The organism is Bacillus smithii (assembly GCF_001050115.1).
Taxonomy (GTDB): Bacteria; Bacillota; Bacilli; order Bacillales; family DSM-4216; genus Bacillus_O; species Bacillus_O smithii.
Genome location: NZ_CP012024.1, coordinates 1,599,979 through 1,614,608 on the forward strand (window position 1 = coordinate 1,599,979; position 14,630 = coordinate 1,614,608).

12 protein-coding genes and 1 pseudogene are annotated in these 14,630 nt (G+C 38.0%); 11 read left to right on the forward strand and 2 right to left on the reverse strand.

The features are described 5' to 3' along the window. The first annotated feature begins 8 nt into the window (after positions 1-8). The 8 genes from BSM4216_RS07565 to BSM4216_RS07600 all read left to right on the forward strand — a co-directional run bounded on the left by BSM4216_RS07565 (position 9) and on the right by BSM4216_RS07600 (position 8,790). Positions 9-1,028 (forward strand): ABC transporter ATP-binding protein, encoded by a 1,020-nt coding sequence (locus BSM4216_RS07565; RefSeq protein ID WP_048623314.1) that lies wholly within the window; start codon positions 9-11, stop codon positions 1,026-1,028. Beyond that, entirely contained in the window at positions 1,006-1,971 is a 966-nt protein-coding gene (locus tag BSM4216_RS07570) for an ABC transporter ATP-binding protein (protein WP_048623315.1), read from the forward strand. Before BSM4216_RS07565 ends, BSM4216_RS07570 begins: the two co-directional genes overlap by 23 nt. A gap of 366 nt (positions 1,972-2,337) precedes the next feature. Then, positions 2,338-3,648, forward strand: coding sequence for a homocysteine synthase (locus BSM4216_RS07575; protein ID WP_048623316.1), 1,311 nt, complete (start codon positions 2,338-2,340; stop codon positions 3,646-3,648). A gap of 331 nt (positions 3,649-3,979) precedes the next feature. Beyond that, on the forward strand, positions 3,980-4,822 hold the full coding sequence (locus tag BSM4216_RS07580; protein WP_048623317.1) for a MetQ/NlpA family ABC transporter substrate-binding protein: 843 nt from the start codon (positions 3,980-3,982) through the stop codon (positions 4,820-4,822). Positions 4,823-4,837: 15 nt separating this feature from the next. Beyond that, positions 4,838-5,869, forward strand: coding sequence for a methionine ABC transporter ATP-binding protein (locus BSM4216_RS07585; protein ID WP_048623318.1), 1,032 nt, complete (start codon positions 4,838-4,840; stop codon positions 5,867-5,869). Next, positions 5,859-6,509: a methionine ABC transporter permease gene (locus BSM4216_RS07590; protein ID WP_048623319.1), complete on the forward strand. Its 651-nt coding sequence runs from the start codon at positions 5,859-5,861 to the stop codon at positions 6,507-6,509. The genes BSM4216_RS07585 and BSM4216_RS07590 overlap by 11 nt, the downstream gene beginning before the upstream one ends. A 36-nt stretch (positions 6,510-6,545) precedes the next feature. Continuing rightward, positions 6,546-7,397 (forward strand): MetQ/NlpA family ABC transporter substrate-binding protein, encoded by an 852-nt coding sequence (locus BSM4216_RS07595; protein WP_048623320.1) that lies wholly within the window; start codon positions 6,546-6,548, stop codon positions 7,395-7,397. 31 nt (positions 7,398-7,428) lie between these two features. Then, complete coding sequence (locus BSM4216_RS07600; RefSeq protein WP_048623321.1) at positions 7,429-8,790, forward strand: LLM class flavin-dependent oxidoreductase; 1,362 nt, start codon at positions 7,429-7,431, stop codon at positions 8,788-8,790. Positions 8,791-9,572: 782 nt separating this feature from the next. Here the strand turns inward: BSM4216_RS07600 and BSM4216_RS07605 are convergent. Together BSM4216_RS07605 and BSM4216_RS07610 are read right to left on the reverse strand one after the other, a co-directional pair. Next, on the reverse strand, positions 9,573-10,043 hold the full coding sequence (locus BSM4216_RS07605) for a CBO0543 family protein (protein WP_048623322.1): 471 nt from the start codon (positions 10,041-10,043) through the stop codon (positions 9,573-9,575). 1,033 nt (positions 10,044-11,076) lie between these two features. After that, complete coding sequence (locus BSM4216_RS07610; protein ID WP_048623008.1) at positions 11,077-12,240, reverse strand: IS256 family transposase; 1,164 nt, start codon at positions 12,238-12,240, stop codon at positions 11,077-11,079. A gap of 309 nt (positions 12,241-12,549) precedes the next feature. On the opposite strand from BSM4216_RS07610, the gene BSM4216_RS07615 reads away from it, so the two are divergent. The 3 genes and pseudogenes from BSM4216_RS07615 to BSM4216_RS07625 all read left to right on the forward strand — a co-directional run bounded on the left by BSM4216_RS07615 (position 12,550) and on the right by BSM4216_RS07625 (position 14,399). Then, positions 12,550-13,020, forward strand: coding sequence for a GNAT family N-acetyltransferase (locus BSM4216_RS07615; RefSeq protein ID WP_048624441.1), 471 nt, complete (start codon positions 12,550-12,552; stop codon positions 13,018-13,020). 113 nt (positions 13,021-13,133) lie between these two features. Further along, positions 13,134-13,589 (forward strand): GNAT family N-acetyltransferase, encoded by a 456-nt coding sequence (locus BSM4216_RS07620; protein ID WP_048623323.1) that lies wholly within the window; start codon positions 13,134-13,136, stop codon positions 13,587-13,589. A gap of 233 nt (positions 13,590-13,822) precedes the next feature. Further along, positions 13,823-14,399: pseudogene (locus BSM4216_RS07625) on the forward strand (isochorismatase family protein). The last annotated feature ends 231 nt before the right edge of the window (positions 14,400-14,630 follow it).

A 14,630-nucleotide genomic window follows, 5' to 3' on the forward strand; every position in this document is an offset into this window, starting at 1 on the left:
GGAAAGTAATGTTGAAAGAAAATCATGAGAAAGAAGAGCTGCTTAAAATAAGTGATCTTCATGTTTCGTTGAAAAATTCGAGAAGAAATCTGAAAGTCATTAATGGAGTCTCTTTAACAATCCACGTGGGTGAAGCATTAGGGATTGTTGGTGAATCTGGGAGCGGAAAAAGCGCTCTTGCTCTTTCCATCGTAGATCTTCTGCCGAACTCCATGGTTTTATCAGAAGGTAGAATTACATACGGTTCCCAATCTCTTCATGAAAAAAAAAGAGACGAAATACGTCGCTTACGCGGAAAAGAGATTTCGATGATTTTTCAAGATCCAATGACCTCACTGAATCCTTCATTGACAGTGGGAGAACAGATAATGGAAATGTTTACGTTTCATTTAGGAATGAAGCGTAAGGAGGCAAAACAGCAAGCTGTTCATATCATGAAAAAAGTGGGCTTATCCCGGCCAGAAGATTTGCTGAAAGAGTATCCCCATCGACTTTCAGGAGGGATGAGGCAGAGGGTGATGATTGCCATTGCTTTAGCCTGCTATCCTAAATTGCTCATTGCTGATGAGCCAACAACTGCTTTAGATGTGACCATTCAAGCTCAAATCCTGCAATTGATGGAAGAAGTGAAGAAAGAAGGGACGGCTCTTCTGTTTATTTCTCATGATATGGGGGTTATAGCCGAAATTTGTGATCGTGTGGCGGTCATGTATGCCGGACAAATTGTTGAAGAAGGAACGGTTCAGCAAGTATTTGACTCTCCTCAGCATCCTTATACAATCGGGCTTTTAAATTCAATTCCCACGCCAAATAAGAAAAATAAACGTTTATATTCCATTCGTGGAACAGTTCCTGCTATTTCTGATAGGGGAGCAGGTTGCCCGTTTCATTCTCGGTGTGATCATGCAATGGATATTTGCTTTCATCATAATCCGGAATTTATTCAGACGAATGACCGGCAGTTGGTCCGTTGTTTTTTGGTTAAGAAGGAGGGAGGGAGTTTTCATGCCGGCACCCGATCTAGTTGAAATACTGAACTTGAAAAAACATTATCCAATTCATCGTTTTGGTATAAAGAAAAAGGTAATCCGAGTCGTGGACGGTGTATCTCTTTCAATAAAAAAAGGGGAAACACTTGGACTGGTAGGAGAAAGCGGGTGCGGTAAATCAACTACCGGACGAATGATCGCGCAACTTATTTCTTCAACAGAGGGAGAAATATTTTTTAAAGGAGAAAATATATCCAATTTCGTTGGAAAGAAATCAAAACAGCTGAGTAAAAAAATTCAGTATGTATTTCAAGATCCGTATACATCGCTAAACCCGAGGCATAAAATTGGTGCATTATTAAAAGAACCTTTAACCATCCACAACATTGGAAATAAACAAGATCGTCGTCAATCTGTTTTGGAAATGCTTGAACAAATAGGTCTTGATCCATCTTTTGAAAATAAGTACATCCATCAATTGAGCGGCGGTCAGCGTCAGCGTATTGCGATTGCTCGTGCGCTTATGCTGCGCCCTGAACTTCTTATTCTGGATGAACCTGTTTCTGCACTTGATGTTTCGGTTCAATCACAAATATTAAATTTGTTAAAAGACTTACAACAGCAATTTTCGTTGACGTATTTATTTATTTCGCATGATCTTAACGTTGTTCATTATATGAGTGATCGAGTAACCGTTATGTATTTAGGGAAAATTGTGGAGGCATCGGCTGTTGATCATATTTACAAAGAACCACTTCATCCTTATACGCAAACCCTTGTTTCTTCTATACCTTCAGTTTTGAAAGAAGAAAAGCGAAAACGAATTTTTTTAGAAGGGGAGATTCCAAATCCTTCGTCCACTATAAAAGGTTGCTCTTTTCAAAGCCGTTGCCCATTTGCGTATGATAGATGCAAAGTTGAACAGCCAAAGCTAATCAATCTTGGTAATGAACGAATGGTTCGTTGTCATTTATATTCTTAAGAAGGTGTGTACAACATGACATTAACCATAACAGAAACCGATCGAGTCGCTTTTGTCATTCCGATAAAGAATTTCCCGCATTTTTTCGGGGCTGACTAGGGAGCTTCCGCTTTTTATCGCTAATAAAACTTGAAACGAATATATTTTTAGAAAATTTTAAAAATAAAATTGACATTTATGGATTTTGGGAGTAAATTTTATATAAATTTAAACCTATATATTTAGTTGGATAAGTAAAGTCTTTCATATTTTTCGTATTTGCCGATTAGTCAACTAAAGGCATCTACTTCTTTCTAAGAAGCAAAGAAGATAGATGCCTTTTTTTGAAAATTTTTATCAAAATGAATTGGGAAGGGAGAAATGATGATGTCAAACGAAAGAAAGCTCCAGCCTGAAACATTAGCTGTGCATGCAGGGCAAGTTCCAGATCCTACTACTTTATCTAGGGCAGTACCGATTTATCAAACAAGCTCGTTTGTATTTAATGACAGTCAACATGCTGCCGACTTGTTTGGCTTAAAAGAAGAAGGTTTTGTCTACACAAGAATTATTAATCCTACGACTGATGTATTTGAAAAACGAATTGCTGCTCTTGAAGGCGGTGTGGGAGCGCTTGCGCTTGCATCTGGGCAAGCATCTGTCTTTTATTCCATCTTAAATATTGCGTCTGTCGGAGATGAAATTGTTTCTTCATCAAGTCTTTATGGGGGAACGTATAATTTGTTTTCTCATACACTACCTAGCTTTGGAATTACCGTTAAATTTGTGGATCCTGCCGATCCGAAAAACTTTGAAAAAGCGATTACGAGCAAAACAAAAGCAGTGTTTGCCGAAACGATTGGCAATCCAAAAGGGGACGTATTGGATATCGAAGCCGTTGCGGAAATTGCCCATCATCATTCGATTCCACTCATTGTGGATAACACCATCCCCAGCCCATACTTGCTTCGTCCAATTGACTTTGGGGCAGATATTGTTGTGCATTCTGCCACAAAATTTATCGGGGGGCATGGAAATGCAATCGGCGGCGTTATTGTCGACAGCGGAAAGTTTGACTGGAAAAAGAGCGGAAAGTTCCCGGGATTAACCGATCCGGATCCAAGCTACCACGGCCTAATCTACACAGAAGAAGCCGGAGAAGCGGCCTATATTACAAAAGCACGCGTAAAACTGCTTAGAGATCTTGGTGCGCCTTTGTCGCCATTCAACTCATTCCTATTTTTGCAAGGACTTGAAACTTTACATTTGCGTTTAGAGCGCCATAGCCAAAATGCTTTGGAGGTAGCGAAGTTTTTAGAAAAAGAAGAAGCTGTTAAATCAGTAAGTTATCCTGGGTTGGAAAGCCATCCTTCTTATGAATTAGCGAAAAAGTATTTGCCAAAAGGGCAAGGTGCCGTCTTAACATTTGAAATTAAAGGCGGCGTTGAAGCAGGGAAAAAATTAATTGATTCCGTTCAGCTATTTTCTCACTTAGCCAATATTGGTGATTCCAAATCTTTAATTATTCATCCGGCCAGCACAACGCATCAGCAATTAAGCAGCGAGGAACAATTAGATACCGGCGTTACACCTGGACTTATTCGTTTATCTGTAGGTACAGAGGCAATTGACGATATTCTGTATGATCTAAAGCAAGCCATTAAAGCCAGTCAAGAAGTAACTTCCTTTGTGAAGTAAACTCTTTTTTATCGAATCCCCCTCTTAGTTTAATATATTTGTTTTGAGCTCAATCAAATGACGATTGAGCTTTTTTTGATGCGACGAGCATATCAATCCAATAGTCCGCCATGTGCCAAACCCTAGAATGGGATTGTTTTATCGGTAAGAAAAAAGCCATTTAGATCAGTACTTTCAATGAATTAATAGATTTTTTCTATTAATTGTATAAATCTTTCTATCACCGGAAGTCTTGCCATTTCGCGATTTTTGGTGGTAGGATAAATCACAATAATAAAACCTATTATTTCTACCCATTAACTAAGAATAAACAAGGAGAAAGGTAGCGAAAATGAGAAAATTTTATTTATTGGTCTTATTCACGGTTTTATTTGCTATTTTAGTAGGTTGCGGCAAAAACGAAGCCCTTGTCAATGGAAAAGAATCAAAAGGTACAACTGAAAAGAAAACAGTAACATTAAAGATTGGAGCTTCATCGACACCACATGCGGAAATTCTTGAATTTATTAAACCAAAGCTAGAAAAAGAAGGTGTAAAGCTTGACATTAAAATCATTAACGATGGCATTCTGACAAATGAACAGACAGCAAATGGCGAGTTGGATGCAAACTATTTCCAGCATACTCCATTTTTAAAACAGACAAACAAAGATAGCGGTTTAAATCTCGTGAAAGTTGTCGGTGTTCACATCGAGCCGTTTGGCGTTTATTCGAAAAAAATCAAATCGATTGACGAACTGCCAAAAGGGGCAAAGATAGCCATTCCAAAGGATCCTGTTAACTTCTCTCGCGCTTTGCAATTGTTTGCCGCCAACGGACTGATTGAATTAAATGAATCTTCAAATACAAACAAAAATTATACCGTGCAAGACATAAAGAAAAATGCGAAAAAACTTCAATTTATTCCAGTTGATGGTCCGCTTCTGGTGCGTTCACTGGACGATGTCGAGGCGGCCGCCATTAATACAAACTACGCTTTGGAGGCGGGGCTTAAACCAAAAAAAGATGCTCTGATCATAGAGGGAGATAAGTCCCCGTATGTCAACATTTTAGTAGCTCGTCCAGACAACAAGGATTCAGATGCGATTCAAAAACTTGCAAAAGCATTAACAAGTCCAGAAGTAAAGAAGTTTATTGAAGATAAATATGATGGAGCTGTTGTTCCGGCATTTTAAGGCAGGGGGAGTAAAGTGATTGAGTTTCGCAATATATCGAAAATTTTCAAAAATGAAAATCGAACGATCGAAGCGTTAAAAAATATCAATTTGACGATTAAGAAAGGGGACATTTTCGGCGTTATTGGCTTTAGTGGAGCGGGGAAAAGTACATTGATTCGAATGGTTAATTTGCTGGAAAAGCCCACCTCCGGACAAATTTTAGTCGATGGCCAAGATTTTTCGAAGTTATCAGAAAAAGAGTTGCGTCAAGCGAAAAAAAAGATCGGAATGATTTTTCAGCAATTTAATTTATTGGGGTCCAAAACCGTTTTTGACAATGTCGCAATGCCTCTTAAGCTTAGTAAAACACCTAAATCAGTGATTGCAAAGCGCGTTCATGAATTATTAAATTTTGTCGGTCTTTCTGATAAGGCGAACAGCTATCCGAATCAGTTATCAGGCGGTCAAAAGCAGCGTGTAGGCATCGCTCGTGCATTGGCTACAAATCCATCGATTCTCCTTTGTGATGAACCGACTTCGGCACTGGACCCGCAAACAACGACGTCGATTTTGCAGCTTTTAAAACGAGTAAATCAGAAATACAACGTGACGATTTTGATTATTACACACGAAATGGAAGTGATTAAGCAAATATGTGATCGTGTTGCCGTGATGCAGGACGGCGAGATCATTGAAGAAGGCACGATTTTAGATATTTTTTCCAACCCAAAAACTGAGACGGCACGCAATTTTGTTCATTCGGTTTTAAGAGACGAGATACCGCCTAGTATTTTTAATATGATTCAATCCAGCGATACATTTAGCAAAGTTTACAATATCGAATTTATTGGAGAAAGTTCAGGAAAGCCTATTTTATCGCAAGTGGCAAAATCATTCGCAGTGGATGTGAACATTTTGTTTGGCAGTATCAATGAGCTACAGGGAGTTCCATTTGGCAATTTGATCGTTGAGTTGCAGGGGGAAAAAGAAGAAATTTCTCGAGCCTATGATTTTATCGTTCAGCAAAAAGTGAGAGTGAATGAGGTGATTCGCAATGGAAGTTAGTCCGGAGTTAATTTTACAGGCATGCTGGGAGACGTTGTACATGGTCAGCGTGTCGCTCGTATTTGGAGCATTAATTGGTTTGCCTCTTGGGATTTTATTAGTCGTCACTCGAAAAGGTCATATATTAGAGAATACGTTTATATTTTCCGTTTTAAATCCGATTGTCAATATTTTACGATCGATTCCGTTCATTATTTTGCTCGTTGCGATCATTCCGTTTACGAGATTTTTGGTCGGTACGGCGATTGGGACAACGGCAGCCATAGTTCCGCTTGTCCTTCATATCGGACCGTACATGTCGCGGCTGATTGAAAATTCTCTCCTGGAAGTGGATAAAGGAATTATTGAAAGCGCACAAGCGATGGGCGCCGCTCCATTGCAAATTATTTTCCGCTTTCTGTTGCCGGAGGCGCTTCCTTCTATTGTTTTAAGCATCACAACAGCCACGATTGGCCTCATCGGTGCTACAGCGATGGCAGGAGCAGTGGGCGGAGGCGGTTTAGGTGACTTGGCGATTACCTATGGTTATCAGCGCTTCAGCACAATCACCATTGTGGTCACGGTTGTGATACTAGTTTTGCTTGTGCAGGTCATACAATCACTGGGGAATTTTATCGAGCGAAAAATGAGAAAGATGTAGTCAAGTCAGCATGTAAATGAGAGAGAAGGAGGAAAGATGGTGAAAAAAGCCTTTATATCGATTCTTGTTTTTATTTTGTTCCTTAGTTTGGGAGGGTGCGGAAAAACAACAGTAAGTGAAACGAAAGACAAAAAAATTAAGGTTGGTATTCGCAGTTCAGAATTACGTACGTGGGAATTCATAAAAAAGAAGGCGAAAAAGGAAGGGTTGGATCTTGAATTGGTTAATTTTAACGCTTCGGTTGACCCCAATCAGGCTCTAGCTGAAGGTGATATTGATGTCAATGCGTTTCAGCATATTGCCTATTTAACGAGCTTTAATGAAAAAAACGGTACAGATATTGTCCCGATCGGAACGACGATTATTGCACCGTTAGGTCTTTATTCAAAGAAATACAAATCTCTTGATGAGCTGCCCAAAAAGGCCAAAATCGCAGTGCCAAATGATGCATCGAACTGGGGGCGTGCCTTGTTATTATTGCAAGAAGCAAAGCTGATCAAAGTAGTGGACAATTTTGATGGAAATGGCGGAGTGGACAAAATCAAAGAAAATCCAAAAAACATTAAGATTATTCCCGTTGATGGGGCAAATACTCCGCGAGTCATGGATGACGTTGATGCATCTATTATTAACAACGGTGTAGCGGTAGAAGCAGGATTGTATTTGAAAGATGCGCTCATTCATGAAAGCAAAACGGCTAAGCCTTATATCAACGTGATTGCGGCGCGGAAAGAAGACGCCAACCGCCCTGAGTTAAAGAAACTAGTCAAAATTTATCAAACGGATGAAGTGGCGAATTTCATTAAGAAAACTTATAAAGGCAACTACATTCCAACGTTTATTTCGTTAAAGGAATTAAAAACATTTAAAGACGCTTACAAAAACTAAAAGGAATTTCATAACTTTGGGGGAGATAAAATTGGCAAAGAAAAAGCAGATTAAATTGGCTGCTTATTTAATTGGAACGGGGATGCATATCGCATCATGGCGGCATCCGGATGCGAAACCGACAGCAAGCATAGACGTCCATCACTTTATCCAACTTGCCCAAACGGCAGAACGAGGTAAATTTGATATGGTGTTTTTCCCCGATAGCTTGGCGATTAATGAGGATTCCCATCCAAACATTTTAAATCGATTCGACCCCGTCGTTTTAATTACAGCGATTGCGACGGCAACATCCAAAATTGGTCTCGTCGCAACGGCTTCAACTTCTTACGGAGAACCGTATATTCTGGCACGGCAATTTGCTTCGGTCGATCATATTAGTAACGGACGTGTTGGCTGGAATGTTGTGACAACGGGAGACGCTACGGGTGCTACGGCGCTAAACTTCAGCAGAACGGAGCACTATCCACACGATGAACGTTATCGAAGAGCTGAAGAATTTATTGATGTTGTTCAAGGACTGTGGGATTCTTGGGAAGATGATGCTTTTGTCTTCGACAAGGAGAAGGGAGTGTTTTTTGATTCAGAGAAGCTCCATACGCTTGATTATAAAGGACAATATTTCTCCGTTCGCGGTCCATTGAACATTGCACGATCGACGCAAGGACATCCGGTCATTGTGCAAGCAGGATCTTCAGAACCGGGTCAGCGGTTAGCCGCAAGAACGGCGGAAGTTGTTTTCGCACAACGTAGTGATTTGGAGAAAGCAAAGGAATTTTACAAAAACTTAAAATCCAAAATGTCAGACTATGGCCGTCATTCAGATGAACTTTCGATTTTAGTCGGCATTTCGCCCATTATTGGGGAGACGGAAGAATTGGCACAAAGAAAATTTGAGGAGCTGCAAAAGCTTGTTCATCCATACCAAGCCTTAAAATTCTTGTCAGGGTACATGGGAAATGTAGATTTTACAAAATATTCACTTGATACACCGGTAAAAGAAGTGGACCTTCCAGATGAAATAAATGGAATTCAGAGTCATTATGAAGAGATAAAACGAATTATTTACACAGAAGATTTAACAGTCGGTCAGCTTTACTCTCGTCTTTTCATCGGTGCAGGCAGGTTTGACAGTTTTGTCGGTACTCCGGAAAAGGTCGCAGCTGAAATGGAAAAATGGGTTACGGAAGAGGCGGCGGACGGCTTTATTCTTCAGTCACCGTTGTACCCGAGAGATTTAGAAGATTTCGTAAATCATGTCGTACCCATTCTTCAAGAACGCGGTCTATTTCGACGTGAATATGAAGGAGATACGTTGCGCGATCATTTAGGGCTTCAGAAGCCAATCAATCGTTATACGCAAGCAAGACAATCCAAATTAGCTAACAAATAAAGAGGGAATTGCATCATAAAATAGAGAGAGTTCTATCCTTATATAAGGAACGAAAAAAAAGCAGTGCTTGTTAGTGGCCGGCCAATCAAATAGCTAAAAGAGCTCATATGGACGATAAAAATGAAATACTCCCGTTTCAATACTTTGATTTGCTACGCCAAAGAAGGTAATTGAAGTTGACAAGAGAAAATTTTTTCTTATGTACACTGAATATCGCTAATCCAGGAAAACTTGCTTGAGGAGACGATTCGACTGCCCTTGGCGGTAGTTGGCATCTCCTCGTTTTTTCATTTGTACAACGTTCGCCCTTGAAAGCAAGGAGCGTTTTCCAGACTTTCAAAACAGACGTGAAAAGGGGAAAATGCTGAATAGCTTTTTAACATAAGAGAGAACGGCAAGATTCTTTATCCCTCAACGACTAAAAGTGCTTCACATCGCAGCAATTGAACGAAATCCATGGTTAACAACTCGTAGGTGATGAATGGAAAAACAGGAAGTGAAAGATGACTTTTGATGCCAATGTATTATGCGATAGTTTGGTTATATAAGGATTCTTTGCAAATAATAAAGTTCAAATATAAACGAAAATCGGCAAATGGACTTCCAACGAATCATGAAAAGAGGTCCTGTATTGACGATTTCGTTACGGCGAGTGATTCCGAATTAAGATTTTCCTAAGTTGCAGGCAATGGATACACCAGAATGATTGTCCATATGAAAGAGATAGCTTTATTTTTTCGTCTAAAGATTGTCTGCCTTGGGAGCTCACTATACCTTTGGTTTCATCCATTTTGATTATCCATTTTGATTATCCATTGCGTCAACAAACGGACAAAAAGCGATAAAAAAAAGATGGTTATAAACGAATACATCCATGTCCAATTATGGTACTTAATTAAATCCGTATATTTTTCACAAAGAACCTCAATGATGGTTAAGGCACCGGTATACAACGCACATTGCAGAACAATGCTTGGAAACTTGGAATGGTAAGTTGTTTGAAAAAAGTATACACACATAATTGGATAGAGAAAGGATTCAAAAACAATGCTCGTATCGAAATATTTGCTTAAAAACCGAACAGGGTATTCAATCAATTTCTCTTTTGCAACAAAAATGCCAATAAATGTGGAAAAATAAGCTTTTAATAAGAAAACTAAAATCGAGTCTTTGATTAGTGTTTTTTTTCTGAATCTGAAAAGCAATAAGGCCATTCCAATGATTACAAACGCCCACAAAATCATTTTGCTCATGGATCAATCAATCTCCCGCGTTCATTCTCTTTTGCTTTATTATCCCTAAATCATCGCGGAATATTTATCGATTGCATGAAAGGTTTTTACTGAAGGCATCATTTCTGCTGTTTGAACAGGAAAATATCGGATGATTTTTTTTCTGGTGAAATATCGCTGACTTAACAATTCCGAAAATGCAGATGTTTTGAACAATCGTTTTAATGCTACTCATATAAAACGGATACTCGCAAATGACAGCTCTTAGCAAAAGTTTATTAAGGACCTTTTCGTGGTTTGGAAAGAAATTGTAAAAATGTTTTGCCTTGGTGGGAAAGGGAAGACAATGATTCAAAGATCGTAGAATTTTTATAGGCTGGGAAAATATTGTTTATGTGATTCGAGGCGACTACTGTAATCCATTTTCATGATGAATCGTTTTATAAAAAATAGGGCTATTTTTCTTGAAAAGAAACTTTTCCATTAAATTCAATGATAAATTGCAAAATGGATGAATGGATTCTGCTAGAAAACCAATGATCCGTTTAATGGTAAAAAAGTAATGATTTTCATATTGAAATTTTAGTAGAGGAACATTAAGAAATAACCCAATCTTTATGGACCATTTTTATTATGACGAGTACAAGTTTGCTTCCTTATACGCTCCGGCAACATCTTGAAAAATAATGCTTTCCATCTTTTCCCTATATATTGAAATACGATAAAAAACTTAATCAAAATATTGTTGTATCTTTCGAGTCGTTTTGTTTGATCTTTTCTATTAATCATTGTATAAAAGAATACGAAAGGGGTTGCAAAACTACTAGGAAATAAGTTCTTCTTCTAGTTTTCCCTTTTTCAAAACAACACACACGTGAAAGGACGGTTCTACAACAGGTACCGTCAAGAATTTTGTGTAAGAGAGTATTCTCAGATACGTTTTTTTAATCTTGGAGGAGGTGTTTAGTTGTCTTATATGAGACTGAATATTCAGTCTCATATAAGACAACTTAGTCTCCCTAGACTCTGTTCTTCATGAACAAAATTTGGTCTTTCAGTATCTTTCTTCAAACATATCTTGAAGTGCCTTGTATGCCGTAGAAAACCCTTTAAGTTTTCTAGTGGACCATTTTTCATTCAAGTCCTGTACCGTTAAGAACGTGATTTTTTCTGCTGCTTCAATACTGGTTAAGCTGTTCATCGTTTTGAGTCGTTTACGTATATCTTTAATCGTTCGTTCAATCGCATTGGTCGTGTAGATGACACTACGAATACTGGTCGGATATTTCATGAATGTTAGGAGGACATCTAAATCCTGTTCCCAAGATTGGACTTCTCTAGGATACTTTTTAGACCACTTGTCTTTAAACTCATGAAAGGCTTGAATGGCTGCGTCTCTTGTCATCGAACGATAGATCAGCTTTAGGTCTTCAGCCACTTCAAATTGGTCTTTTTTCCTTACCTTGTTTAACGTATTTCTTACTTTGTGGACCACACATCGTTGAACATCGGCTTTCGGATAGACGGCTTTAAAGGCTTCTTCAAGACCTGGGAGTCCATCAAAAACACCAAGTAAGACTTCATGAGCACCGCGTGTATAAAGGTCTTGGAGAATCTCTTGCCAGCCATGCGCGCTTTCTTGACCTCCAACGTAAAAGCCAAGAATTTCACGATAACCTTCTTCATTGACACCAAGAACAACGTAAATGACTTCTTTGGCATACGTATCACGACGAACTTTTATATAAAACCCATCAAGATACAACACAGAATACCGTTTGTTTAATGGACGTTGTTGCCATTTTTGAATATCCTCCAACGCGGCATCTGTAATATGACTAATCGTGGTAGGAGAGTAGGTTGAACCAAGAATTCTTTCGATAAACTTCCCAATTTCTCGAGTGCTCATCCCACTTTGATACATTTTAATAATCGCCTGTTCCAGCCAGCCGTCTTGACGTTGATAAGGCTCAAACAGTTGAGTCTGGAAATCCCCGTTGCGATCTCTTGGAACCGTAAGAGCTTCTATTTTCCCGTACTTTGTATCAAGAGTACGGTGATAATAACCATTTCTTGAGTTTTGAACGTGTTCCTGTTCCACTTGGAGGAAATTTTTGATTTCTTCTCTCATGATGAATTCAAGCTTTTCTTGAACAAAATCTTTTATCATATTTTCCAGTTGATTTGCGAAATCTGAGTTGAGTATACTATTACTCATAAGGTAGGGTATCTCCTTTCAGTTTTGTTTGGTCGCAAATCTGAGAATACCCTGCCTTTTTCTTTTTTTCTAGTAGAAAAATTTGCTTACACAAAATAATTTACATCATCGCGAAATAATAGGAATATTACAATAAATGAAAATTCACTGTATAATGAAATGGAATCCTGTGATGATTTCTTCCATTTTTTTAATCTTTTGAAAATCAGAGTTTATGAAATCTTGTGTTAGCTCGGAGGAGAGATGATTGGTTATGGAGGGGAAGTTGTTTTTGAGATAATATTTGAAAGAAAGGAATGCTTTTATATCATGAATATGCCAGTCGACATTCGTAAAGCAACCATTCAAGATTTAGAAGAAATTGTAAGATTGCGTTTGGAACTTTTTAAGGAATTAGGAGAAGTGCGATCTGAACAAGAAGAGGCTCTCGTTATAACCGCTACAAAAGAATATTTAGAAGAAGCACTTACAAATAATGAATTCATTTCATACTTAGCTCTATTAAATGATCATGTGATCAGTGTAAGCGGGATGGTTTTATTTAAACGGCCGCCTTATTTAGAGAATCTAAAAGGACTGGAGGCTTACATATTGAATATGTATACCATTCCTCAATATCGGGGGAAAGGTATAGCAAGATCATTATTAGAAAAGTTGATAGAGGAATGCAAAAAAACAGGAGTGAGACGACTTTGGTTGCATGCATCTGATGATGGAAAGCCGTTATATACAAAAATGGGATTTACTTTTCATCACGGTGAAATGGAATTATTTATTTAAATAATGGTATTGGAACCATCTTCTTATTGAACGGATCGATTTTGATGCCATGTACTCGAAACTTAAAGAAATTATAGAAAAATAGAAAAAATGATGATCGCGGAGGAGAAAAAATGAACCATCATGTAGTCATAAGGCCGGCAATGGAGCAAGATATTTCTGAATTATATGAACTAATGCTGCAGTATATTGTTGATTTTTACAAACAACCTGTCCCTAAAGAAAGGGATTTAAAAGACTTGATTCATCATTTAATGGAAAATCCTTCGAGCGGACTTCAATTTGTTGCTGAACATCAAGGAGAACTGGTAGGTTTTGCTACTTTGTACTTTACTTTTAGCACTTTAAAAGTAAAAAAACAGGCCATTTTAAATGATTTATTTGTGATTCCGAATGCAAGAGGAAAGAAAATCGGACAGAAATTATTTCAAGCATGCTTAGAATACATACGAGAAAACGACTTTGCCTTTATGACATGGGAAACGGCAAAAGATAATAAAATTGCACAGTCTTTATACAACAAAATGGGTGGAAAATTATCGGAGTGGCTATATTATGAAATCAGCTGATTTTCATATCGTTGCAATCGGAAAACATTTAGTAATTATGTCAAAATTCTTGTTTATTCAATCTAACTAATAGAAGAGGAGATAGAACATTGCTTTATTTTTTAGAAGAAGTTTTAAGATTATCATAAAATTATTATGTAAACTTGAAGATATTTAAAAGGGAATGCAAAAAAATTCGTTTGATTTATAAAAAATTCGAAGATGAATCTCCGTTGGGAGCCTAAATTGTTAAATTGGGGGATGAACATGGATTCCAATCAACAAATCGTGACGTTCAACAAGGATTTGAAGATAAAAGATGGGGAAAGCGCAATAATCCTAACGCTGAAGAAAATATTAACAGTTTATTAAAAATATGGAGAGAGAAGCAATGACCTGTTATCCATGTCCACATATATCGACGAATTCTCATTCACCTCTGGCTGCTAACAGTAAAGGAGTTTCGTTTAAGGAGATTGTAAATCATTAGAAGGCGAAGTCATCATTCAAAAACATGTGAACAGTGCCTTTATAGGGACTAATTTGGAACAATACCTTAAGGAACACGGTATCCATCATGTCGTGATCACCGGTTTAACGACTCCTCATTGCGTTTCCACCACGACAAGAATGAGTGGAAACCTAGGATTTAATACAAATCTAGTATCAGGCGCTATAGCTGCCTTTGGATTAAAAGGACCTGATGGTGTCTATTATGATGCTGATCAAATTCTTGTCATTTCTCTTGCCACTTTGCATGGAGAATTTGCAACGGTTTTGACTAAGGAAGAACTGATTGAACAAATCATAGGACCTAAATTTTTAATATAATTTTTTTAGTGTTAAGACAAAAATACAATAAGCATTCCCACTATTAATATGAATCATTCCATATCCCATTGACCGTTAACTTGTTCCATCTTTAGGGCTAAATCTCATGGCAGAGGAGAAGTCGGTATTGTTGAAGTGGAAGATACAGATGGATTCTATATTATGAAATCAATTTGAATAGACAATGATCTAGTCACAGGCACCTGTAATGATCTACAGGTGCCTTTTCTT

Bases quoted from the DNA above. Each gene is read 5' to 3' on its own strand.
- BSM4216_RS07565 (WP_048623314.1), top strand. From the start codon at position 9: ATGTTGAAAGAAAATCATGAGAAAGAAGAGCTGCTTAAAATAAGTGAT.
- BSM4216_RS07570 (WP_048623315.1), top strand. From the start codon at position 1,006: ATGCCGGCACCCGATCTAGTTGAAATACTGAACTTGAAAAAACATTAT.
- BSM4216_RS07575 (WP_048623316.1), top strand. From the start codon at position 2,338: ATGTCAAACGAAAGAAAGCTCCAGCCTGAAACATTAGCTGTGCATGCA.
- BSM4216_RS07580 (WP_048623317.1), top strand. From the start codon at position 3,980: ATGAGAAAATTTTATTTATTGGTCTTATTCACGGTTTTATTTGCTATT.
- BSM4216_RS07590 (WP_048623319.1), top strand. From the start codon at position 5,859: ATGGAAGTTAGTCCGGAGTTAATTTTACAGGCATGCTGGGAGACGTTG.
- BSM4216_RS07595 (WP_048623320.1), top strand. From the start codon at position 6,546: ATGGTGAAAAAAGCCTTTATATCGATTCTTGTTTTTATTTTGTTCCTT.
- BSM4216_RS07605 (WP_048623322.1), bottom strand. From the start codon at position 10,043: ATGAGCAAAATGATTTTGTGGGCGTTTGTAATCATTGGAATGGCCTTA.
- BSM4216_RS07610 (WP_048623008.1), bottom strand. From the start codon at position 12,240: ATGAGTAATAGTATACTCAACTCAGATTTCGCAAATCAACTGGAAAAT.
- BSM4216_RS07615 (WP_048624441.1), top strand. From the start codon at position 12,550: ATGAATATGCCAGTCGACATTCGTAAAGCAACCATTCAAGATTTAGAA.
- BSM4216_RS07620 (WP_048623323.1), top strand. From the start codon at position 13,134: ATGAACCATCATGTAGTCATAAGGCCGGCAATGGAGCAAGATATTTCT.